The 23,411-nt window shown below is 56.3% G+C and carries 20 protein-coding genes and 1 tRNA gene; 13 read left to right on the top strand and 8 right to left on the bottom strand.

From position 1 onward, the window contains the following. The first annotated feature begins 71 nt into the window (after nucleotides 1–71). The 6 genes from mepS to yejF all read left to right on the top strand — a co-directional run bounded on the left by mepS (nucleotide 72) and on the right by yejF (nucleotide 7,925). A complete protein-coding gene (gene mepS, locus USF70_RS11590; RefSeq protein WP_008500946.1) occupies nucleotides 72–641 on the top strand; it encodes a bifunctional murein DD-endopeptidase/murein LD-carboxypeptidase in 570 nt (189 codons plus the stop codon). Between the two features lie 127 nt (nucleotides 642–768). Beyond that, a complete protein-coding gene (locus tag USF70_RS11585; RefSeq protein ID WP_320735647.1) occupies nucleotides 769–2,325 on the top strand; it encodes a cyclic di-GMP phosphodiesterase in 1,557 nt (518 codons plus the stop codon). Nucleotides 2,326–2,399: 74 nt separating this feature from the next. After that, nucleotides 2,400–4,205, top strand: coding sequence for an extracellular solute-binding protein (locus USF70_RS11580; protein WP_039263176.1), 1,806 nt, complete (start codon nucleotides 2,400–2,402; stop codon nucleotides 4,203–4,205). Between the two features lie 9 nt (nucleotides 4,206–4,214). Then, nucleotides 4,215–5,309 carry a microcin C ABC transporter permease YejB gene (locus USF70_RS11575; protein WP_058841525.1) on the top strand — a complete coding sequence of 365 codons (1,095 nt, stop codon included), beginning with the start codon at nucleotides 4,215–4,217 and terminating at the stop codon, nucleotides 5,307–5,309. Next, entirely contained in the window at nucleotides 5,309–6,334 is a 1,026-nt protein-coding gene (locus tag USF70_RS11570) for an ABC transporter permease (protein ID WP_033146047.1), read from the top strand. Before USF70_RS11575 ends, USF70_RS11570 begins: the two co-directional genes overlap by 1 nt. Nucleotide 6,335: 1 nt before the next feature. Then, entirely contained in the window at nucleotides 6,336–7,925 is a 1,590-nt protein-coding gene (yejF, locus tag USF70_RS11565) for a microcin C ABC transporter ATP-binding protein YejF (RefSeq protein WP_320735646.1), read from the top strand. Nucleotides 7,926–7,928: 3 nt separating this feature from the next. Here the strand turns inward: yejF and USF70_RS11560 are convergent, their stop codons facing one another. The 3 genes from USF70_RS11560 to rsuA all read right to left on the bottom strand — a co-directional run bounded on the left by USF70_RS11560 (nucleotide 7,929) and on the right by rsuA (nucleotide 10,472). Continuing rightward, the gene (locus USF70_RS11560; protein ID WP_028013883.1) at nucleotides 7,929–8,273 is read right to left on the bottom strand and encodes a YejG family protein; all 345 of its coding nucleotides are present in this window, start codon (nucleotides 8,271–8,273) and stop codon (nucleotides 7,929–7,931) included. A 279-nt stretch (nucleotides 8,274–8,552) separates the two neighbouring features. Beyond that, a complete protein-coding gene (locus USF70_RS11555) occupies nucleotides 8,553–9,749 on the bottom strand; it encodes a Bcr/CflA family multidrug efflux MFS transporter (protein ID WP_320735645.1) in 1,197 nt (398 codons plus the stop codon). 15 nt (nucleotides 9,750–9,764) lie between these two features. Then, entirely contained in the window at nucleotides 9,765–10,472 is a 708-nt protein-coding gene (gene rsuA / locus USF70_RS11550) for a 16S rRNA pseudouridine(516) synthase RsuA (protein ID WP_023312495.1), read from the bottom strand. A 281-nt stretch (nucleotides 10,473–10,753) separates the two neighbouring features. On the opposite strand from rsuA, the gene USF70_RS11545 reads away from it, so the two are divergent. Next, entirely contained in the window at nucleotides 10,754–12,514 is a 1,761-nt protein-coding gene (locus USF70_RS11545) for a DEAD/DEAH box helicase (RefSeq protein WP_318592031.1), read from the top strand. Nucleotides 12,515–12,639: 125 nt separating this feature from the next. Further along, nucleotides 12,640–12,924: a 50S ribosomal protein L25 gene (gene rplY / locus USF70_RS11540; protein WP_023312497.1), complete on the top strand. Its 285-nt coding sequence runs from the start codon at nucleotides 12,640–12,642 to the stop codon at nucleotides 12,922–12,924. A gap of 52 nt (nucleotides 12,925–12,976) precedes the next feature. Here rplY and yejK read toward each other — a convergent pair whose 3' ends face one another. Beyond that, nucleotides 12,977–13,984, bottom strand: coding sequence for a nucleoid-associated protein YejK (yejK, locus tag USF70_RS11535; RefSeq protein WP_008500957.1), 1,008 nt, complete (start codon nucleotides 13,982–13,984; stop codon nucleotides 12,977–12,979). Between the two features lie 134 nt (nucleotides 13,985–14,118). On the opposite strand from yejK, the gene USF70_RS11530 reads away from it, so the two are divergent. From USF70_RS11530 to USF70_RS11520, 3 genes are all read left to right on the top strand, one after another. Further along, the gene (locus USF70_RS11530; RefSeq protein WP_008500958.1) at nucleotides 14,119–14,346 is read left to right on the top strand and encodes a YejL family protein; all 228 of its coding nucleotides are present in this window, start codon (nucleotides 14,119–14,121) and stop codon (nucleotides 14,344–14,346) included. A 19-nt stretch (nucleotides 14,347–14,365) separates the two neighbouring features. Continuing rightward, complete coding sequence (gene yejM, locus USF70_RS11525) at nucleotides 14,366–16,126, top strand: LPS biosynthesis-modulating metalloenzyme YejM (protein WP_047060568.1); 1,761 nt, start codon at nucleotides 14,366–14,368, stop codon at nucleotides 16,124–16,126. A gap of 72 nt (nucleotides 16,127–16,198) precedes the next feature. After that, nucleotides 16,199–16,275, top strand: a tRNA-Pro gene (locus USF70_RS11520). A gap of 35 nt (nucleotides 16,276–16,310) precedes the next feature. Here USF70_RS11520 and USF70_RS11515 read toward each other — a convergent pair. Both USF70_RS11515 and USF70_RS11510 read right to left on the bottom strand, forming a co-directional pair. Continuing rightward, nucleotides 16,311–17,498, bottom strand: coding sequence for an MFS transporter (locus USF70_RS11515; RefSeq protein WP_320735644.1), 1,188 nt, complete (start codon nucleotides 17,496–17,498; stop codon nucleotides 16,311–16,313). Between the two features lie 138 nt (nucleotides 17,499–17,636). Then, nucleotides 17,637–17,897: a DUF2534 family protein gene (locus tag USF70_RS11510; RefSeq protein ID WP_008500962.1), complete on the bottom strand. Its 261-nt coding sequence runs from the start codon at nucleotides 17,895–17,897 to the stop codon at nucleotides 17,637–17,639. A gap of 209 nt (nucleotides 17,898–18,106) precedes the next feature. Here USF70_RS11510 and eco point away from each other — a divergent pair, with 209 nt between their 5' ends. Next, nucleotides 18,107–18,610, top strand: coding sequence for a serine protease inhibitor ecotin (gene eco / locus USF70_RS11505; protein ID WP_033146052.1), 504 nt, complete (start codon nucleotides 18,107–18,109; stop codon nucleotides 18,608–18,610). A gap of 135 nt (nucleotides 18,611–18,745) precedes the next feature. On the opposite strand, the gene mqo is transcribed toward eco, so the two are convergent. Beyond that, on the bottom strand, nucleotides 18,746–20,395 hold the full coding sequence (gene mqo / locus USF70_RS11500) for a malate dehydrogenase (quinone) (RefSeq protein WP_320735643.1): 1,650 nt from the start codon (nucleotides 20,393–20,395) through the stop codon (nucleotides 18,746–18,748). 187 nt (nucleotides 20,396–20,582) lie between these two features. On the opposite strand from mqo, the gene USF70_RS11495 reads away from it, so the two are divergent. Further along, nucleotides 20,583–21,872 (top strand): SulP family inorganic anion transporter, encoded by a 1,290-nt coding sequence (locus USF70_RS11495; RefSeq protein WP_048980011.1) that lies wholly within the window; start codon nucleotides 20,583–20,585, stop codon nucleotides 21,870–21,872. On the opposite strand, the gene mgtE is transcribed toward USF70_RS11495, so the two are convergent. Continuing rightward, on the bottom strand, nucleotides 21,835–23,271 hold the full coding sequence (gene mgtE / locus USF70_RS11490; protein ID WP_021241530.1) for a magnesium transporter: 1,437 nt from the start codon (nucleotides 23,269–23,271) through the stop codon (nucleotides 21,835–21,837). The genes USF70_RS11495 and mgtE overlap by 38 nt on opposite strands. Nucleotides 23,272–23,411 lie beyond the last annotated feature (140 nt).

Here is a 23,411-nt window from a genome sequence, read left to right as displayed (position 1 = left end):
ATTAGTCTCGTCACGTTTGGCATTTTTATAACGATATTTGTCGTTAAGGACTTCAAGGGATAATAAACAAAATGGTCAAATCTCAACCGTTTCTGAGATATATCTTACGGGGGATCCCGGCGATAGCAGTCGCGGTACTGTTATCTGCATGTAGTACATCGAACACCGCAAAGAATATGCATCCTGAGACGCGTGTTGTGGGAATGGAAGATTCCTCGTCACTGCAAGCCTCTCAGGATGAATTTGAAAATATGGTACGTAATCTGGACGTGAAGTCCCGCATTATGGACCAGTATGCTGACTGGAAAGGCGTGCGCTATCGCCTTGGTGGCAGCACAAAAACAGGTATTGATTGTTCCGGTTTTGTACAGCGTACGTTCCGTGAGCAATTTGGGTTAGATCTTCCGCGTTCAACCTATGAACAGCAGGAGATGGGCAAGTCGATTTCACGTACCAAACTGCGCACCGGTGATTTAGTCCTGTTCCGTGCCGGTTCTACAGGTCGACATGTTGGCATCTACATTGGTAATGACCAGTTTGTACATGCCTCCACCAGCAGCGGTGTGACCATTTCCAGCATGAATGAACCGTACTGGAAGAAGCGCTACAACGAAGCACGCCGCGTACTGACCCGCAGTTAATATGACTATTGTATCGTTGGTTATCCCTTGGCTGACGATATGATGAAAAAAAGCACTGCTTCGGCAGTGTTTTTTTTTGCCCGTTACACTGAATACATCCAGCGGCATTTCAGGAATCACGACGTCTATGTTCACCCGCTATTTCTCCAGCAATCGCAAAATACTGATCCTCAGCATCATCACAGGCCTGATCGCCGCCCTGCTCCTGGGTTCGTTGCAATTTTTCTGGAGCTACCACAAGCGGGAAGTCAAATTCGACACCCTGATCCACGATGTGAGCATCTATATGGAGAGCTACTTCGATGAGTTAAAAAATTCTATCGATGTGCTCCAGCCGCTCACGTTAAACAACTGCCACGACGTCAATCAGGAACTTACCTCGCGCGCTGCCTTTAGCGTTAACGTTCGCGCATTCCTGCTGGTCAGAGACAAAATGGCGTTCTGCTCTTCTGCCACGGGGCCGATGAATGTCCCCATGGAGGAGCTGATCCCCGAGCTGCACATCGACAAACAGATTGATATGGCGTTACTTCCCGGCACCCCCATGTTGCCCAACAAGCCCGCGATTGCCATCTGGTACCGTAACCCGCTAGTGAAGGACGGCGGCGTGTTTACCTCGGTGAATCTCAATCTGACGCCTTACCTGCTCTACACCGCGCGCCAGGACGAATTTGCCGGTATTGCCATCATTATTGGCGATCATGCGCTGTCAACGCGGTCCAGCAAGCTGGTGCTTGCGCATGATTTACATGAAACGCCGGCCCGTACCGCGACGCTGAAAGACGTGCCCCTGACCATCAACCTGTATGCTGACGCATGGACCAGCGATGAAATTCTCTACGCCCTGTTCTTCGGGCTGGTATGCGGCATTTGTGCCGGATCGCTCAACTACTATATCCTCAGCATTCGCCTCAACCCGGGTAAAGAGATTTTAAGCGCCATTAAGCGCGGTCAGTTTTACGTGGTTTATCAGCCCGTCGTCGATGCTAAATCGCTCCAGATGACCGGGCTTGAAGTGCTGATGCGCTGGAAACACCCGACGATGGGGGAAATTCCGCCGGACGCGTTTATCAACTTTGCCGAAGCGCAGAAGCTGATTGTCCCGCTGACGCTGCATCTCTTTGACCTTATCATTCACGATGCCCCCGTGTTACAAACCCTGTTACCTCCGGGGGCAAAGGTGGGCATCAACATTGCGCCGGGGCATCTGCATGCGGAAAGCTTCAAAGACGATATGCGCACCTTCAAAGCGCTACTGCCGCAGGATTACTTCCAGATCGTGCTGGAAATTACCGAGCGCGACATGCTCAATCATCGGGAAGCCAACAGCCTCTTCGAATGGCTACACAACGAAGGGTTTGAGATAGCCATTGATGATTTTGGCACCGGCCACAGCGCGCTGATTTATCTTGAGCATTTCACCATGGACTACCTCAAGATTGACCGCGGTTTTGTTAATGCGATTGGCACCGAGACCGTGACGTCGCCGGTGCTGGACGCCGTCCTGACGCTGGCAAGACGACTGAATATGTCGACCGTCGCCGAAGGGGTGGAAACGCCGGAACAGGCCGCCTGGCTGCGCGAACACGGCGTTAATTTCCTGCAGGGATACTGGATTAGCCGCCCGATGCCGCTGGCGCAGTTCCAAGAATGGCGGCCTGATATTTCGCCCGAGGGTGATTAATTTCACATTGCCCGTGACGTCACTTATTATTCAGCTTAACCGAGCCGGTCTGTAAAAGAGGGAGCCGCCGCGAGATGCTTATGCGCTTCATGTTGCTGATGTTGGCACTAACGAGCCTGTCCAGCCAGGCGCAGGCCATCAAAGAAAATATCGCCTTCGCGGTGATTGGCGAGCCGAAATATGCGGTCAATTTTACGCACTTCGATTACGTTAACCCTGCCGCGCCGAAGGGCGGAAAGGTCACGCTTTCCGCCACGGGAACATTCGACAACTTCAACCGCTTCGCCCTGCGCGGCGTGGCGGCCGCGCGAACGGAATCGCTTTACGATACGCTCTTCGTCACGTCGGATGATGAGCCCGGCAGCTATTATCCGCTGATTGCCGAGAACGTGCGTTACGCCGATAACTTCGCCTGGGCGGAAATTTCGCTGAATCCGCGAGCGCGTTTTCACGACGGCACGCCGGTGAAGGCCAGCGACGTCGCGTTCACCTTCCATAAATTCATGACCGAAGGCGTCCCCCAGTTCCGCATCGTGTATAAAGGGGCTTCCGTCAGAGCCATTGCGCCGCTCACCGTGCGCATCGAGCTGAGCGAACCGAACAAAGAGAACATGCTTAGCCTGTTCTCGCTGCCGGTGATGCCTGAATCGTTCTGGAAAAATCATAAGCTAAGCGACCCGCTTTCCACGCCGCCGCTGGCAGGCGGCCCATACCGCATCACCGACTGGCGCATGGGGCAATATGTCGTTTACTCTCGCGTGAAAGACTACTGGGCGGCAGACCTGCCGGTAAACCGCGGGCGCTGGAATTTCGACACCCTTCGCTATGATTACTACCTCGACGATAACGTGGCGTTTGAAGCGTTCAAAGCCGGCGCTTTCGATTTACGCGTCGAGAGCAGCGCCAAAAACTGGGCGACCCGCTATATCGGAAAAAATTTCGCCAAAGGCTATATCGTCAAAGACGAGCACAAAAATGAGTCTGCCCAGGACACCCGCTGGCTGGCGTTTAATATTCAGCGTCCGGTATTTAATGACCGCCGGGTGCGCGAAGCCATTTCCCTGGCCTTTGATTTTGAGTGGATGAACAAGGCGCTGTTTTACGGGGCTTACAGCCGTGCCAACAGCTATTTTCAGAACACGGAATACGCCGCGCGCGATTACCCGAAAGCCGACGAGCTGGCACTGCTGGCGCCTCTGAAAGCGGAGCTGCCGCCGCAGGTGTTCACCACCGTGTTTCAGCCGCCCGCGTCGAACGGTGACGGTTACGACCGCGACAACCTGCTGAAAGCCAGCAAACTGCTGGATGACGCGGGCTGGCACCTGAAAAATCAAAAGCGTGTGGATGCCAAAACGGGTAAGCCTCTCAGCTTTGAGCTGCTGCTCTCGTCCGGGGGCAACGATCAGTGGGTACTGCCGTTTAAGCACAACCTTGAGCGGCTGGGCGTGACAATGAACATTCGCCAGGTCGATAACGCGCAGATCACCAGCCGCATGCGCAGCCGTGATTACGACATGATGCAGCGCCTGTGGCCCGCGCAGCCGTGGCCCAGCTCCGACCTGCAAATATCCTGGGCCTCCAGCTACATTGACTCCTCATACAATGCGCCAGGTGTAAAAAGCCCGGCGATTGACGCGCTGATTGCGAAAATAGTGGCGGCGCAGGGGGATAAAGAAAAGCTCCTGCCGCTCGGGCGCGCCCTCGACAGGGTCCTGACCTGGAACTACTACATGCTGCCGATGTGGTATATGGGCGAAGATCGCCTGGCGCGCTGGGACAAATTCTCCGTGCCTGCCGTGCGCCCTGTCTACTCCCTGGGCTTTGATACCTGGTGGTATGACGTTAACAAAGCCGCCAGACTTCCCGCTGAGCGGCGATAAGGAATCATCATGGGTGCCTATCTTCTCCGTCGTCTCCTGCTGGTCATCCCCACCCTGTGGGCCATCATCACGATTAACTTTTTTATCGTGCAAATCGCCCCCGGCGGCCCGGTCGATCAGGCAATTGCCGCCATTGAATTTGGCAACAGCGGCGGCATGCCCGGCGGCGGCGGTGAAGGGATGGGCGCGAGCCATGCGCGAACCGGCGTAGGGAATATCAGCGAAAGCCATTATCGCGGCGGACGCGGGCTGGATCCGGAGGTGATCGCCGAGATCACCCGCCGCTACGGCTTTGACAAACCGATTCACGAACGCTATTTCAAGATGCTCTGGGATTACATCCGCTTTGATTTTGGCGATAGCCTGTTTCGCAGTGCGTCAGTATTAACGCTGATCAAGCAAAGCCTGCCGGTTTCGATAACGCTGGGGCTGTGGGGAACGCTGATTATCTATCTGGTCTCTATACCGCTCGGGATCCGCAAAGCGGTGTATAACGGCAGCCGGTTTGATATCTGGAGCAGCACGTTCATCATCATCGGCTACGCCATACCGGCGTTTCTGTTTGCCGTCCTGCTGATTGTCTTTTTTGCCGGGGGAAGCTATTTCGACCTCTTCCCGCTGCGGGGGCTGGTCTCCGCCGATTTCAGCTCCCTGCCGTGGTATCAGAAAATCACCGACTATCTCTGGCATATCACGCTGCCGGTGCTGGCCACGGTCATCGGCGGGTTTGCGGCCCTGACCATGTTGACCAAAAACGCCTTTCTCGATGAAATTCGTAAGCAGTACGTCGTGACTGCCCGCGCCAAGGGCGTAAGCGAGAAGCAGATCATGTGGAAACACGTGTTCCGCAACGCCATGCTGCTGGTGATCGCCGGATTTCCGGCCACGTTCATCGGCATGTTTTTTACCGGCTCGCTGCTGATAGAGGTGATGTTCTCGCTCAACGGCCTGGGGCTGCTGGGCTATGAGGCTACCGTATCGCGCGATTATCCGGTGATGTTTGGCACACTCTATATTTTCACCCTGATTGGCCTGCTGCTGAATATCATCAGCGATATCAGCTATACGCTGGTCGATCCCCGAATCGATTTTGAGGGCCGCTGATGCCGCGTTTAAGCCCCGTCAACCAGGCCCGCTGGGCCCGCTTTCGCCACAACCGCCGCGGCTACTGGTCGCTGTGGATTTTTGCCGTGCTGTTTGCCTTAAGCATGTGTTCGGAGCTGATCGCCAACGACAAGCCGCTGCTGGTGCATTTTAACGACCGCTGGTACGTGCCGGTTATCGCCAGTTACAGCGAAAGCGACTTTGGCGGCCCGTTTGCAACACCGGCGGAGTATCAGGATCCGTGGCTTCGCCAGCAGATTGAGCAGCACGGCTGGGCGCTCTGGGCGCCGGTACGCTTTGGCGCAAACAGCATTAACTTCGCCACCACGACGCCCTTCCCTTCCCCGCCCTCCGCGCAAAACTGGCTGGGAACGGATGCTAACGGCGGGGACGTGCTGGCGCGCATCCTGTATGGCACGCGAATTTCTCTTCTCTTTGGGCTGATGCTGACAATATTCTCCAGCGTAATGGGCGTCGTGGCGGGTGCCGTTCAGGGCTACTACGGCGGGAAAATCGACCTGTGGGGCCAGCGGGTTATTGAAGTGTGGTCAGGCATGCCAACGCTGTTTCTGATCATCCTGCTTTCCAGCGTGGTGCAGCCTGGCTTCTGGTGGCTGTTAGGCATCACCGTCCTGTTCGGCTGGATGGCGCTGGTGGGCGTGGTGCGCGCGGAGTTCCTGCGCACCCGCAATTTCGACTACATTCGCGCCGCGCAGGCGCTTGGCGTGAGCGACCGGGGGATCATCTTCCGCCACATGCTGCCCAACGCGGTCGTGGCAACGCTCACCTTCCTGCCGTTTATTCTGTGCAGCTCCATCACCACCCTCACCTCGCTGGATTTTCTTGGTTTCGGGCTACCGCTGGGTTCCCCGTCGCTCGGCGAACTGCTGCTGCAGGGCAAAAACAACCTGCAGGCGCCGTGGTTAGGCATCGCCGCCTTTCTTTCCGTGGCCGTGCTGCTGTCGCTGCTGATTTTTATTGGCGAAGCCGTGCGCGATGCCTTCGATCCGAACAAGGCGGTATAAAATGACCCAGCCTCTTCTCAGTATTGATAACCTGTCGATTGCTTTTTCTAAGCAGGACGAGACGCGCACCGTGGTCACCGACCTGTCGCTGCAGATCCAGACCGGGGAAACGCTGGCCCTGGTGGGCGAGTCGGGTTCAGGCAAGAGCGTTTCGGCACTCTCCATCCTGCGCCTGTTGCCGTCCCCACCGGTGAGCTACCCGCAAGGGGATATTCTGTTTCACGGCCGCTCGCTGCTGCATGCCGACGAACATACCCTGCGCGGCATACGCGGCAACAAAATCGCGATGATCTTCCAGGAGCCGATGGTTTCCCTCAACCCTCTGCACAGCCTGGAAAAACAGCTCTATGAAGTGCTCTCCCTGCACCGGGGGATGCGCAAAGAGGCCGCGCGGGGAGAAATTCTGGACTGTCTGGAACGAACGGGCATACGCAATGCGGCCAAACGGCTGAATGATTTTCCGCACCAGCTCTCCGGCGGCGAACGCCAGCGCGTGATGATCGCTATGGCCCTGCTCACGCGCCCCGAGCTGTTGATTGCCGACGAGCCCACAACGGCGCTGGACGTGACGGTACAGGCGCAAATATTGACGCTGCTGCGGGAACTGCGTGACGAGCTGAGCATGAGCCTGCTGTTTATCACGCACAACCTGAGTATTGTGAGAAAGCTGGCCGACAGCGTCGCGGTGATGCAAAACGGACGATGCGTTGAACAGAATAGCGCGTCCACGCTGCTGAGCGCGCCGCAGCACCCCTATACGCAGCGCCTGCTCGACAGCGAACCCTCCGGCGACCCGGTTCCCCTCAAGGCGGACAGCACACCGCTGCTGCGCGTTGAGGATTTGTCCGTCTCGTTCCCGATCCGCAAAGGTATTCTGCGGCGCATCGTCGACCAGAATCCGGTGCTGAAAAACATCCGCTTCTCGCTGCGCCCGGGAGAATCCCTCGGGCTGGTGGGCGAATCCGGTTCGGGCAAAAGCACCACCGGTCTGGCGCTGCTGCGCTTAATTGCCTCCCAGGGCGAGATCCTCTTTGACGATATGCCGCTGCACCGCTGGAACCGCCGTCAGATGCTGCCCGTGCGGCCCCGCATGCAGGTGGTGTTTCAGGATCCCAACTCCTCGCTTAACCCGCGGCTCAGCGTGTTACAGATTATCGAAGAGGGTCTGCGCGTGCATCAGCCCAGCCTGAGCGCTCAGCAGCGCGAGCAGGAAGTTAAGCGGGTGATGGCCGAAGTGGGCTTAGATGCCGGGACGCGCCACCGCTATCCGGCTGAATTCTCCGGCGGGCAGCGCCAGCGTATCGCCATTGCCCGCGCGCTGATCCTGAAGCCGGAGCTGATTATTCTGGATGAACCAACGTCGTCGCTGGACAGAACCGTTCAGGCGCAGATCCTGGCGCTGCTGAAAGGGCTTCAGGAAAAACACCGGCTGGCCTATATCTTTATCAGCCACGATCTACAGGTGGTGCGGGCGCTATGCCATCAGGTGATTGTGTTGCGACAGGGAGAAGTGGTCGAGCAGGGAGAGTGCCAGCGCGTATTTAGCGCGCCAACGCAGCGCTACACGCGCCAGCTGTTGTCGGCAGACTAGCGGTCAGAACGGGTACTGGCCGGAGAAAGGCTCCGCGATGGCAACGCCAAAATTCTTCAGACGGCAGGTGGCGGCAAACTCGTCCTGGCTCTTCACGAACAGGCACGGCTCACCTTCACACTCCAGCACGGAGCTGTCCACTTCGATATCCGTCAGGGCCTGACTGAGACGCTCCATCACCCGCCATGCATTTTCGTCGCTCGGGCTCAGCAGCTTGAGTGCCACCAGGCAGTTTTCACAGCCCGCGACGCTTTGCGGAATCGGTTCAACTTTCGAACCTGCAAAACCCGCCGACCAGCGATAGCTCTGGGGCAAGCGATGGACAATGGAGAGTTGTAATGTATTCACGTTCGTTCCCCGGAAGCAAAATTTACTTCACAATTTATTTACATTTATAGTAACACATCATCGCCAGCCTGCACTATTCAGCGCTTTTTTATCGATATCCAGGCTCGCGTCGGCGCTATATGTACCCGTTTCTGCGATCTAACTCAACCTTTTTGAATACAATGATGTGACTTTTTACACAAATAGATTTTACATAAAATAAACAAACACGGAATAAACGAACGGGGGTTTGGTTGATATGCATCAACAAAAAAGGCCCTGTCGGGCCTTCTCTGTATTTTAGTGGGCCGCTTTTCGCGGTCGACTGGCGTAAAGATAGAAGAGTATCGAGCTGGTTGCGCAAAAAGCCATCGCCCACAGCATGGGCCATGCTGTCGTAAAGGTGGCCATTGAAAGCAACGCCCCAACGATAGCGCCAATACCGAAGCGGAACGTCCCCGCCAGGGAAGAGGCGGTACCCGCCATATGCGGAAACTCATCCAGGATCACCGCCATCGCATTAGATGACACCATCGACACGCAGCCGACAAAGGCCGCCACCCCGACTACCAGCGCCCAGAAGCCCACGCCCAGAAACGCGCTCATCACCAGGCAGATAGCCATCACAAACTGGATCCACAGCCCGGCGCGGAACATGTTCAGCGCCCCCACCCGCCGGACAAAACGGCTGTTGATGATGGTCATGATGAACAGGAAGACGATGTTAAGCGCGAAATAGTAGCCGAAGTGCTGCGGTGAAACGTGATTCAGTTCAATGTAGACAAACGGCCCGGCGCTCAGGAAGGAGAACATCCCGGCGAAGCTGAACCCGCTTGCCAGCATGTAGCTGAGCACGCGCTTGTGGCGAAACAGCGAGGCAAAGTTGCCGATTGTGGTTCGGATGTGGAATTTCTGGCGGCGCTCGACGGGAAGCGTTTCATCAATAAAGAAGAAGATCATCGCCGAGGCCAGCAGCGCGGCCAGGGCCAGGATCCAGAAAATCACATGCCAGCTAAACCACACCAGCACCGCGCCACCGGCCATCGGGGCCACCAGCGGCGCAATCGTCGTCACTAGCATCACGAACGACATCATGCGGGAGAACTCTTCCTTCGGGTAGATATCGCGCATCAGGGCGTTAATCACCACGCTTGCCGCAGCCGCCGCCAGACCGTGGAAGAAGCGCATGATAATCAGATGATCGATGGTCTGCGCCAGCGCACAGGCAACCGCTGCGGCCGCAAATATCAGCGTCCCGCCCAGAATAACGGGCTTGCGTCCAAGGCTGTCCGCCATCGGGCCATAAAACAGCTGGCCGAGGGCAAAGCCGAGAATATAGGTGCTGAGCGTCATCTGCGCGCTGCCCGCCGGAACGCCAAACTGCGCGGAAATGACCGGCAGCGCGGGCAGGTACATATCAATAGACAGCGGCATCAGCATGGCCAGCAGGCCAAGAATGAAGACGATTTTGAACGACGAGTGTGGCCTAGTGGTCACAGAGCTCTCCTGAAATTAGTGCGAAGGCAGACCGACGCTGGCGATCTCTTCTTCCGTTAACGGGCGATATTCGCCTGGCGCCAGGTCGGGATCGAGTTCGATCGCACCAATCCGCTCACGATGCAGGCCAACAACGTGGTTCCCCACCGCGGCAAACATACGTTTCACCTGATGGTAGCGCCCTTCGCTGATGGTCAGACGGACCTCCGTCGGCGTGATCACCTCAAGCACGGCGGGTTTGGTCAGATCTTTTTCATTATGCAGCTGAACGCCTTTCGTGAATTGCTCTGCCGTGTCATCCGACACCGGCGACTCCAGCGTGACCAGATAGGTTTTCTCGCAGTGGTGACGCGGGGAAGTAATGCGATGCGACCACTGCCCGTCGTCGGTCATCAGCACCAGACCCGTGGTGTCGATGTCGAGGCGGCCTGCGGCGTGCAGCTTGTGCGCCACCGGTTCGTCGAGGAAATAGAGCACCGTCGGGTGATCGGGATCGTCCGTTGAGCAGACGTAGCCTTCCGGCTTATTGAGCATGAAGTAGCGCGGACCGTGCTGCTGGGTCAGCGGATTGCCGTCATACTCCACCTGATGGTCAGGTTGCAGTTTGAACGCGCTGTCTCTCACAATGTCGCCATCCACGGTAACGCGGCTGGCGCGAATTTCGCGCCCGGCAATAGCGCGGCTTACGCCGAGTTGCTGAGCGATAAACTTATCAAGTCGCATGAAATCTTTTTAGCCTTAATGGTGCTGGAAGTCGGACAACAGGTCCGAAAAAAGAAGCAGTCTGGAACGGTTCAGTATAATGGTCTGGTTGCGCCACTCAAGGGAAAAAGTTTCGTGGCATACTATCTATACCCTAAATAATTCGGGTTGCATGAAGGCGGCAAAGGAGTGAATCCCCGGGAGCTTACATAAGTAAGTGACCGGGGTGAACGAGTGCAGCCAACGCACAGGCAACTTGAAGTATGACGGGTATATGTGCGGAATAACGAAACCGAGACCCTATGACTTTTACACTTCGTCCCTATCAGCAGGAAGCCGTTGACGCCACCCTCGCCTGGTTCCGTAAACATCGCGAGCCGGCGGCGATTGTGCTCCCGACCGGCGCAGGCAAAAGCCTGGTCATCGCCGAACTGGCGCGTCTGGCCCGTGGTCGCGTGCTGGTGCTGGCGCACGTTAAAGAGCTCGTCGCGCAAAACCATGCCAAGTATTGTGCGCTTGGGCTGGAAGCCGATATTTTCGCCGCCGGGCTAAAGCGCAAAGAGAGCCACGGCAAAGTGGTCTTCGGCAGCGTGCAGTCGGTGGCGCGCAATCTGGAGCTATTTCGCAGCGAATTTTCGCTGCTGATTGTTGACGAGTGTCACCGCATCAGCGATGACGACGACAGCCAGTATCAGCAAATCCTGGCTCACCTGAAAGCGGTGAACCCTCACCTGCGCCTGCTGGGCCTGACGGCGACCCCGTTTCGCCTGGGGAAAGGCTGGATCTATCGCTATCATTATCACGGCATGGTGCGCGGTGATGACAAGGCCCTGTTTAGCGACTGCATTTACGAACTTCCGCTGCGCTACATGATTAAACACGGCTACCTGACGCCGCCTGAACGGCTGGATATGCCGGTGGTGCAGTACGATTTCAGCCGTTTGCAGGCGCAGAGCAACGGCTTATTCAGCGAAGCGGATCTCAACCAGGAGCTGAAAAAGCAGAAGCGTATTACGCCGCATATCATCAGCCAGATTGAGGAGTTCGCCGCGACGCGCAAAGGGGTAATGATCTTTGCCGCTACGGTTGAGCACGCGCGAGAGATCACCGGGTTACTGCCCGCCGGCGACGCGGCGTTAATCACCGGCGAGACCCCCGGCCCGGAGCGCGACGGCCTGATTGACGCCTTTAAAGCCCAGCGGTTCCGCTATCTGGTAAACGTGTCGGTATTGACCACCGGCTTTGACGCCCCGCACGTCGACCTGATCGCCATTTTGCGCCCGACCGAATCGGTCAGTCTGTATCAACAAATTGTTGGCCGCGGCCTGCGCCTGGCCCCGGGGAAAACCGACTGCCTGATTCTGGATTATGCCGGTAACCCGCACGATCTCTATACACCTGAAGTCGGCGCGCCAAAAGGGAAAAGCGACAACGTGCCCGTACAGGTCTTTTGCCCTGCCTGCGGGTTTGCCAACACCTTCTGGGGAAAAACCACCGCCGACGGTACGCTGATCGAACACTTTGGCCGCCGCTGTCAGGGCTGGTTTGAAGATGATGACGGGCATCGCGAGCAGTGCGATTTCCGCTTCCGGTTCAAAAACTGCCCGCAGTGCAACGCCGAAAACGACATTGCCGCCCGCCGCTGCCGGGAATGCGACACGGTGCTGGTTGACCCGGACGACATGCTGAAAGCGGCGCTAAAGCTGAAAGATGCCCTGGTGCTGCGCTGTTCCGGCATGGCGCTGCAGCCCGGCGCCGATGAAAAAGGCGAGTGGCTGAAAATCACCTATTACGACGAAGACGGGGCGGACGTCAGCGAGCGTTTCCGGGTTCAGACGCCTGCCCAGCGAATGGCCTTCGAGCAGCTGTTTATCCGCCCGCATACCCGCACGCCGGGCGTGCCCCTGCGCTGGATTACCGTGGCCGATATCGTGCGCCAGCAGGTGTTATTGCGCCATCCGGATTTTGTCGTCGCCCGTAAGAAAGGCCAGTTCTGGCAGGTGCGCGAGAAGCTCTTTGACTATGAAGGTCGCTTCCGTCGCGCCAACGAATTGCGCGGTTAGCGGGACTTTTCATTGATGTGAGGGGCATTTGAGTATAAAATGCCGCCCGCTTCACATCCGTGAGGCAGAACACTCACCTGCTGCTGGGTCGCCTGTAGTAGGGTTTTAAATACAGAGAGAAATCAATGTTCACTATCGAAGCAGAAGTACGTAACGTGCAGGGTAAGGGTGCGAGCCGCCGCCTGCGTAACGCTAACAAGTTCCCGGCTATCGTTTACGGTGGCGAAGCTGCTCCAGTTGCAATCGAACTGGATCACGACAAACTGTGGAACCTGCAGACCAAAGCTGAATTCTACAGCGAAGTCCTGACCATCGTTGTTGGCGGTAAAGAAGAAAAAGTGAAAGTTCAGGCTGTTCAGCGTCACGCGTTCAAGCCAAAACTGACTCACATCGACTTCGTTCGCGCGTAATCGCAAACTCGTCGAAAAAAAACCCCGCTTCTGCGGGGTTTTTTTATGGCTGTTATTTCCCACCCGAGGTGCGGCGCTGAAGCTGATCGCGCAGGTTCGGCGGCGTACCTTTAATGGTCAGCGTATCGGTGGCCGGATCCCAAAAGATGCGTTCACCCAGCAACATCGCGTCAAAGTTGATGGTTAACCCACCGCCGCTGCCGGCAAACTTGGTTAACTGACGCAGCGTGCTGCGATCGGCCGGGAAGCTCTCTTCAAGCTCATAGCCCTTTTCTGCGGTAAATTCCTGGAAACTGACTTCGCTGACGCCGGCCAGCTCTTTTGACAGGGACTCCAGCTCGATCTCCTCCCCTGCCTGCAGCTGTTCGTTGCAGTAGCTGTAAACCTGCTGGCGCACGGTCTGGCGCTCAGATTTATCGAGCTGCGCTTCAGCCGTGAAGTCGTCAACCGCCTGGAGCAGCCCTTTGTTCTGCGCTTTGGCGTTAAGACCTTCGCTGGCACCGAGGAAATCCATAAAGAAATCCGCCACTTTGCGGCCCACGCGCCCCTTCAGGAAAGTCAGGTAGCGGGTCGACTCCGGGTTGGTTTCCCATTCGGTCAAATCAATACGCGCCACGATATCCGCATGGTTGATATCCAGATAATGCGTTGAGCTGATATCCAGCTGCTCGTTCACGCGCATGCTGCTTAAGTTATTCAGCACGGTAACCAGCAGATACTCGACCGCCAGGTAGCGATAGTGGCAGAACAGCACGATCCCGCCGTCGGCGAACGGATATTTCGCCAGCTCGTCGCGCAGACGCCCTGTTGCGGCGCGGCTAAACGCCAGGAAATCCTCTTCGCCCTGACGCTGCAGGCGCAGGCTATCGGCCAGTTCACTCTCTTCGCTGAACAGGCCATAGGCTTTATTTTTGGCACTGTAGACGCGATGCAGCTCTGCCATCATCTCCACCACGGTCGCCGTGGGTTCCAGTAACGAATCGCGCAGCACCACTTCAAGGGTTTGCTCATCACGCTTGATAAGCTGGTGCAAGGCAATCTGGTTGATTTCCAGACTCATGATAAACTCTCCTTTTAGACCGGGCGGTATTCAACCACCACCAGGACATGTGTGCAACAACAGATAAAAAAGGGGAAAAAAAGCTGTTGCTACGGTAATATGTTGCCCTTTCATCAACAAACTGATTTTGATTTATGCCACAACATTCCCGCTACAGTGATGAACACGTTGAACAACTGCTCAGTGAGCTGGTCAACGTACTGGAAAAACATAAAACGCCGACCGATCTCTCCCTGATGGTTTTGGGAAATATGGTCACCAACCTGATTAACACCAGCGTTGCTCCGGCTCAGCGTCAGGCGATCGCAAAATCGTTCGCCCAGGCTTTACAGTCGTCCGTCAGCAACGACCCGGCCCATTAAGGGATACGAACAACAGTTTATGGTGACGAATCGTCAGCGCTACCGTGAAAAAGTCTCCCAGATGGTCAGCTGGGGGCACTGGTTTGCCCTGTTCAACATTCTGCTGGCGACGGTCATTGGCTGTCGTTATCTGTTTGTCGCAGACTGGCCAACAACGCTAACCGGGCGTATCTACTCCTGGATAAGCGTTGTCGGTCACTTTAGCTTTTTGGTTTTCGCCACCTATCTGCTGATCCTGTTCCCCCTGACGTTTATCGTCATGTCGCAGCGTCTGATGCGGTTCTTGTCCGCCATCCTTGCGACGGTGGGGATGACGCTGCTGCTTATCGACAGTGAAGTGTTCACCCGCTTCCACCTGCACCTCAACCCCATCGTCTGGGAACTGGTGATTAACCCCGACCAGAACGAAACGGCCCGTGACTGGCAGCTGATGTTTATCAGCGTCCCGGTGATCCTGCTGATTGAGATGCTGTTCGCCACCTGGAGCTGGCAAAAGCTCCGCAGTCTGACCCGGCGACGCCATTATGCGAAGCCCGTCGCCGCGCTCTTTTTCGTCTCCTTTATCAGTTCGCACATCATGTATATCTGGGCGGATGCGAACTTCTATCGCCCTATTACCATGCAGCGCGCGAACCTGCCGCTCTCGTACCCGATGACGGCCCGTCGCTTCCTCGAGAAACACGGTCTGCTTGATGCACAGGAGTACCAGCGCCGTCTTATCGAGCAGGGCAACCCGGAAGCCGTCAGCGTTCAGTATCCTCTGAGCGACCTGAACTACCGCGATATGGGGCGCGGGCAAAACGTCCTGCTGATCACCGTCGATGGCCTGAACTATTCCCGTTTCGAGAAGCAGATGCCTGCGCTGGCCGCTTTCGCGAGTCAGAACGTCTCGTTTACTCAGCATATGAGCTCCGGTAACACAACCGATGCGGGCATCTTTGGCCTCTTCTATGGCATTTCAGCCGGCTACATGGACGGCGTACTGTCTACCCGCACGCCTGCGGCGCTGATCACCGGGCTGAATCAGCAAGGCTATCAGCTAGGGTTGTTCTCCTCCGATGGCTTTAACAGCCCGCTCTACCGCCAGGCGCTGCTGTCCGATTTCTCACTGCCGACGGCACAAAATCAGTCCGACGCGCAGACCGCCAGCCAGTGGATAAACTGGCTGCAGCGCTACGCCCAGGAAGATAACCGCTGGTTCTCATGGGTTGCCTTTAACGGCACAACGCTTGCCAACAGCAATAAGAGTGACTTTGCGCGCCGCTACGGTCGCGCGGCTGGCGATGTTGATGCGCAGATAGGCCGCGTGCTTGACGCGCTTCGCGAGTCGGGCAAGCTGGACAATACCGTGGTGATCGTGACCGCGGGCCATGGCATCCCGCTAGGTGACGAGACGAAGAGTATGAGCTGGTCTCGCCCGAATCTGCAGGTTCCGCTGGTGATCCACTGGCCTGGCACCCCGGCGCAGCGCATCAATATGCTCACCGAGCATAAAGATGTGATGACCACCCTGATGCAACGCCTGCTGCACGTCAGCACGCCAGCAAACGAGTATTCGCAGGGGCAGGATCTCTTCAGCGCCGCGCGCCGCCACAGCTGGGTGACGGCGGCGGGGAATAATACGCTGGTAGTCACCACGCCGAAGCTGACGCTGGTGCTGAACAGCAACGGGAATTATCAGACGTACAATCTGCAGGGTGAACGGTTGAAAGACCAGAAACCGCAGCTGAGCCTGCTGCTTCAGGTCCTGACGGATGAGAAGCGCTTCATCGCTAACTGATTAATAATAAACCAGTTAGCGACAGATTCCCTTGCATTCAAAACGGAATCGAGTAGTATTCTTTTTATGCGTCGGCACGTAGCGCAGCCTGGTAGCGCACCGTCATGGGGTGTCGGGGGTCGGAGGTTCAAATCCTCTCGTGCCGACCAAAAACACACTGAAAACCAGCCTGATGGCTGGTTTTTTATTTCGACTCGTCCGGCGTTTTGCGCAGATACACTAGCGTAGCCAGACAAATCACCGCTCCGGCATAAAACGTATATTCCGCGCCAAACGTTTCCCATATCGCGCCGGCTCCCACGCTGGCGATTAATAATCCCACGCCGCTGACCAGACTAAAAATACCGAAAGCCGTGCCGCGGAGATCGGGCGGTGCGGTTTTAGCGATCATTGCCGCCAGTAATCCCTGGGTCATACCCATATGTATTCCCCAAAGCGCGACGCCTAAAATGACCCCCATCCAGTGGCTGCTCAGGGCCAGAACAACATCTGCAACAATCAGCACCATTAGCCCCCACTGCAGAAGCCGGGTGTGGCGCATGCCATCAGAAAGTTTGCCAAAAGGGTAAGCGGAAAGGGAATAGAGTACGTTCATGACCACCATCACCAGCGGAATAAGGGCCAGAGGAACGCCCGACTGCTGCGCACGAAGGACGAGAAAAGCCTCGCTAAACCGGGCAAGCGTGAACACTGCACCAAGGCCAATCACCCACCAGCACGCTTTACCCAGCCGCCTTAAATTCTCTCGTTTAATGGGATTAGTACGTTTATGTTCGAGGGGAGTTTTCGGCTCCTGAAGGCCAAAATAGAGCAAGGCAACTGAAAGCAGACCGGGGATAAGGGCTATCCAGAAAACAGTGCGAAAGTCGTTGTCCAGCAATAGCATTAAGCTTACGGCCAGTAATGGGCCAAGAAATGCGCCTGTGGTATCCATTGACTGACGCAGACCATATGCCGCACCACGCATTTCCGGCGGCGTGACGTCTGCAACCAGCGCATCCCGCGGTGCGCCCCGTATCCCCTTCCCCGTACGATCTATCAGACGTGCGCCTAAAACCATCCCGGAAGAGGACGCTAATGCGAAAAGGGGTTTGCTTAACGCCCCCAGGCCATACCCTAGCAGGGCCAGCCCCTTACGTTGACCCAGGTAGTCGCTTATCGCCCCCGAAAAGACCTTAATAAAAAGCGCGGTGGCCTCCGCCAGCCCTTCAATCAGGCCGATAAACAGCACGCTCGTACCGAGGGTGGTCATCATAAAAAGTGGCAGCAGGCTGTGAATACTCTCTGACGAGATATCCATCAACATACTGACGCCTCCTACAACCCAGACGCCTTTGGGGATCTGGCTGAGCACTGGAAATCTGGAACGCATCTACCGCTCCTGCTTTAAAAACAGTTGCCTGAATGCTTACAGGATAGGATATCGCGGATTAAAAAAACCTGAGGAGAGTGGGATGAGACCATAAAAAAAGCCATCCGGCAGGATGGCTTAGCTATTGCGAGTCCGCGCTTAATGCTTCTCACGTCCGCCCAGGAAGAAAATGCCCAGCGGGATGGCCAGCAGAACGGTGAACACCAGGCTGTAGACGAAGATCATCGCCGACTGCAGGACATACATGCTGGTTGTCCAGGCTGAGAGGGGAATATTGTACTGTTCGATAACGCCAACAATGGTTGCCCGCCCCACGCACGCGGCGGCAATCATAAATACGACCAGCAGCGCCAGGAGGAACTTGCGGCCTTCAGGCGTTTTCAGTTTTGCACGAACCATCTCTCTTCCCTTTTACAGATGAATAACAATATATAGGGTCTAAAATAACACGAACTGGCACCCGACTCCACACCAGCACAAACAACCACTAAACAGGTAAATTAAAAGCGCATAACGCTACCTATAGTGAAAATGTAAGTAAATAACACCAATCATTCATCGTTGTTATGTTAACCTGCGCAGGATCGTTTTGACATAAAGGAATGACAATGAAAAACGCACCTAAATTTGCCATCGCCCTCATCGCCGCCGCGTGCGTCAGCAGCAGCGCTTTCGCCAGCGAAACCCCAAAACAGCAGCCGCTGGAAAAAGTGGCTCCGTACCCGCAGGCGGACAAAGGGATGAAGCGTCAGGTGATTCAGCTGCCGGTTCAGCAGGATGAAGCGAACTTCAAAGTGGAACTGTTAATTGGCAAGACGCTGGAAGTGGACTGCAACCAGCACCGTCTGGGCGGTCAGCTGGAAAGCAAAACCCTGGAAGGCTGGGGTTACGACTATTACGTCTTTGACAAAGTGACCTCTCCGGTCTCCACCATGATGGCCTGCCCGGACGGCAAGAAAGAGAAGAAATTTGTAACGGCGTATCTGGGCGACAACAGTCTGTTGCGCTACAACAGCAAGCTGCCGATCGTGGTCTATACGCCTGAAAACGTGGAAGTGAAGTATCGCATCTGGAAGGCTGATGAGAACATCGGACAAGCCGTAGTACGTTGAAATTAAGTCGGGTGGCGGCTTCGCCTTACCCGACCCGGAAAGGGTGCGCTCTGGTGCCCTCACCCCGCCCCTCTCCCACTGGGAGAGGGAGAAAACACTAAAAACGGTAACGGATGTTACCGTTTTGCTTTTATCTTACAGCGCGATATCCGCAACCGGTTTGTTTTCCGGCTGAGGCTTCAGCTCCGCTTTTGGCGCCGCATCCGCAGCCTGTGGCTTGATGTACTGCAGCTGCAGTACGCGGCTGGTGTATTCCAGCTCCTGCTCCGTCGCGCTCACGTTGCCGTTCAGCTTCGTGCCGTAGGATGGAATAATGGTTTTCAGCTTCGCCTGCCATTCCGGGCTGGCGACTTTATCTTTAAACACTTTTTCCATCAGGTGCAGCATGATTGGCGCAGCGGTAGACGCGCCCGGCGACGCACCCAGCAGCGCGGCGATGGTGCCATCCTTATCGCTTACCACTTCGGTACCCAGACGCAGCACGCCACCCTCTTTCGGATCGCGCTTGATGATCTGTACGCGCTGACCCGCCTGCCACAGACGCCAGTCTTCTTTTTTCGCCTGCGGATAGTACTCTTTCAGCGCCTCGAAACGGTCGTCGTCAGAGAGCATCACCTGGCTAATCAGGTATTTCACCAGGTCGAAGTTATCCAGACCCACGTCCATCATCGGCTTGACGTTAGAGGTGGTCGTGGCGCTGAGCAGATCCCACAGGGAGCCATTTTTCAGGAACTTGGTGGAGAAGGTCGCGAACGGCCCAAACAGCACCACGCGTTTGCCGTCAAGCATACGGGTGTCGATATGCGGAACAGACATCGGCGGTGCGCCAACGGAAGCCTGGCCGTACACTTTTGCCAGATGACGATTCACCACTTCCGGGTTATCGGACACCAGGAACTGGCCGCCCACCGGGAAGCCCGCGTAGTCGTCCGCTTCCGGAATACCGGACTCCTGCAGCAGCTTCAGCGCCGCGCCGCCCGCACCGATAAAGACAAACTTCGCCTTGATGACGTGCTCGGCTTCGTTGTTTTTCAGATCGGCGACGGTCACGCTCCAGCTGTTATCCGCGTTGCGCTTGAAACCGCGCACTTCGGTGCTGAGCTGCAGGTTGAAGTTCTCTTTTTTCTTCAGAGACGTCACCAGCTGACGGGTAATTTCGCCGTAGTTAACGTCGGTACCAATTTCGGTACGGGTTGCCGCCACTTTCTGGTTCGGGTCACGACCTTCCATGACCAGCGGAGCCCACTCTTTAATCTGCGCGTGGTCTTCCGAGTATTTCATCCCGCGGAACAGCGTGCTCTGCTGCAGAGCGGCGTAGCGCGCGCGCAGGAAGTTAACGTTCTGCTCACCCCACACAAAGCTCATGTGCGGCACGGTGTTGATGAAGGAGTGCGGGTCGTGCATCACGCCGCTGTTGACCTGATGAGACCAGAACTGGCGAGAAACCTGGAATGCTTCGTTGATCTCTACCGCCTTCTCGATACTAATGGAACCGTCCTTTTTCTGCGGCGTATAGTTCAGTTCCATGAGTGCCGAATGTCCGGTACCGGCGTTATTCCATCCGTTCGAACTCTCCTGCGCCACGCCATCAAGGCGCTCGACCATGGTCATAGACCAGTCCGGCTGCAGTTCTTGCAGATAGGTTCCCAGCGTGGCGCTCATGATACCGCCACCAATCAAAAGGACGTCCGTTTCCTGCTCTTTTGGTGCGTCAGCTTTCACCGCCATGGAGACGGTGTTAAGCCCCACGGCCAGAGAAAAGAGCATGGCAGTCATTTTTTTCATAATTTATGCCTTAGTGTAAAAGTGCTTGATGCGTGGAAATTGCAGGTGAAAAAAGCTGCGGGGGCACGGTAACAACTTTTAAATATTGTTTAAAGGTTACGAAATTATTGTAATTGTGAAATTTAATGATGGATTGTTTGTGAGGAATTATCGATGCGTCTGGTAAAGCGCGGTTTTACTGGCTAGTATGTTGCGTTTTGTGATCGCGCGCACGGAAGCCTGCCCTAACCAGCGAACTGTTATGTCCCTACCCCATTCTGCTGTATCCCCCGAAGACCGCGTAGCCAACGTGCTGCGTTCCCCAAAGCGGCTGACGCGTGAAACGCTGGCTGGCGTGATTACCGCCCTAGCGCTGATCCCCGAGGTTATCTCATTTTCGGTTGTGGCGGGCGTTGACCCGAAGGTCAGCCTGATCGCCTCCGTGGTGCTGTGTCTTGCCCTGTCTGTACTCGGGGGCCGTCCGGCGATGGTCACGGCAGCGGCCGGTTCCGTGGCGCTGGTCATTGGCCCGATGGTGCATCAGCACGGCGTACAGTACATACTTCCCGCCGTGCTGATGGCGGGCGTGATTCAGATTCTGTTTGGCGTGCTGGGCATGGCAAGGCTGATGCGCTTTATACCTCAGTCGGTCATGACCGGATTTGTTAACGCCCTGGGCATTTTGATCTTCTTCGCTCAGGTGCCGCATTTCTGGAGCCGAAGCCCGCTGATTGTGGGCCTGTTCGTCCTGACGCTGCTGATCGTGCTGTGGGTGCCGCGCTATATCAAAAGCATCCCTTCCCCGCTGATTGCGATTGTTGTGCTTACCTTGTTCACCGTTTCAACCGGTCAAATCCTGCCAACCGTGGGCGATGAAGGCTCCATGAGCGGAGGTTTGCCGGGTCTTACCGAGCTGCTGGTCCCGCTCAATGTGCAGACGCTGAGCATTATCTGGCCGTGCGCGCTGAGCATCGCGTTTGTCGGCCTGCTGGAATCCCTGCTGACGGCAAAGCTGGTGGATGAGCTGACCTCGACACCGTCAGGTAAACGCCGCGAAAGCATTGGACTAGGCGTCGGCAATATTCTGGCCGGATTTTATGGCGGGATTGCAGGCTGCGCGATGATCGGACAAACCATCGTCAACGTGGAGATGGGGAAAGGTCGAAGCCGCATTTCAACCTTTGCGGCGGGCATTGTGCTGCTGATCCTGGTGACGGCGCTCAGCGACGTGATGGCCAACATCCCGATGGCGGTGCTGGCAGGTATTATGGCGATTGTCGCCGTCAAAACCTTCAGCTGGCACAGCCTTCAGCCAGCCACGGTGAAAACGGCCCCGATAGCAGAAACGGTCGTCATGCTGGTCACCGTTGCCGCCACGGTATCAACCGGCAATCTGGCGATTGGCGTGCTGGGCGGGATTATCGTCATGGCACTCCTCCCCGCCCGCATTAAGCGTCGACTTAAAGCAGAAAAATCGTCGCCAGCCCAAGAAAAATAAAGAAACCGCCGGTATCGGTGATGGCGGTGATCATCACGCTCGACCCCACCGCGGGGTCGCGCCCCAGTTTGGTCATCGTCAGCGGGATAATGACCCCCATCATTGATGCCACCAGCAGGTTCAGCACCATCGCCAGCATCATCACGCCGCCCAGGGCCATATCGTCGTACAGCCACCAGGTGATGCCGCCCATAATCCCGCCCCACACCAGGCCGTTAATCAGCGCCACGCCCATCTCCCTGAAGATCAGAAAGGCAAAGTTACCGGGCTGAATGTTTTCCAGCGCCAGGGCGCGGACGATCATGGTGATGGTCTGGTTTCCGGTGTTGCCGCCAATTCCGGCCACAATCGGCATCAGCGAGGCCAGCGCCACCAGCTGCGAAATGGTGTGTTCAAAACCGTCGATCACCCGGGAGGCGATAAACGCGGTGCACAGGTTAATGGCCAGCCACGCCCAGCGCGTTTTCACCGCCTTGCCGACGGAGGCATGGACGTCATCTTCGGCGCTGATCCCTCCGAGCGCGCGCAGGTCGTTGTCGGTTTCTTCATAGACCACATCAACGATCTCATCGATGGTCAGACGCCCCATCAGTTTGCCGACGGAATCCACGACGGCGGCACTCACCAGGTCGTCACGCTCGAAGGTACGCGCCGCTTTCTCCGCGTCGTCTTCCGGGGAGAAGACCATCGGCTCGTTTTCCATCACCTCGCTCACCTTCCGCTGGGTGCTGTTGAGCAGGATGGTTTTCAGCTCCAGCTCGCCAAGCAGGGTTTTATCCCGGGAGGTAACAAAGAGTTTATCGGTGTTGTCCGGCATTTTGCCCAGGCGACGCAGATAGCGCTGCACGGTACCGAGCGTGACGTCCGGTCGCACCGTGATAACGCCGAACTCCATGATCGCGCCGACGCTGTTTTTCTCGTAGTGCATCACCTGACGGACGCGCGCGCGTTCATCGGCAGGCAGCGACGCCAGCAGGCGACCGGTCAGGTTTCGCGGCAGATGCTGAACGAGGTAAATCTGCTCGTCGATATCCAGGGTTTGCAGAGCGTCGAGAATATCCCGGTCGCTCATCTCGTCGATCAGGTCGTCCCAGACGTTTTCGGAGGCCTCAAGCAGCACCTGCCCGCGCTCGTGATCCTGCACCAGACGCCACAGGGCGTGACGTTCTTCCGAGGGAAGCGCTTCAAGGGTATCCGCCAGATCCGGCGGGGGTAAATGAGCAACCAGCGCACCTACCTCAGCAATATCGTCGGCCAGGGTGCCGACATCATATTGCTCAGCCAGGGTGAGTTTGCCTAAAAGCGTAGAAGTGACCGCTTTATCGGTCGTGAGAAGCCAGATGAGTCGCGCGCGCTCCTGGTCACGCTGTCTGGCGCTGTTTTTCTTTAATACCGACATCAATCATAAATCCATTAAATGAGTTGGGGTTAAGCATAGCGCGGGGATATGTAAATAAGAATAAACAACGCGGCGGGATGGAGAAAAAAGCGGCATCGCGGCCACGATTTATCCCCTCTCCCAGTGGGAGAGGGCCAGGG

This window comes from Enterobacter sp. 237C8, from assembly GCF_034106865.1.
Classification (GTDB): domain Bacteria; phylum Pseudomonadota; class Gammaproteobacteria; order Enterobacterales; family Enterobacteriaceae; genus Enterobacter; species Enterobacter asburiae_B.
The sequence above is the reverse complement of the archived record's forward strand: the minus strand, read 5'-3'. Positions and strand labels throughout refer to the sequence as shown.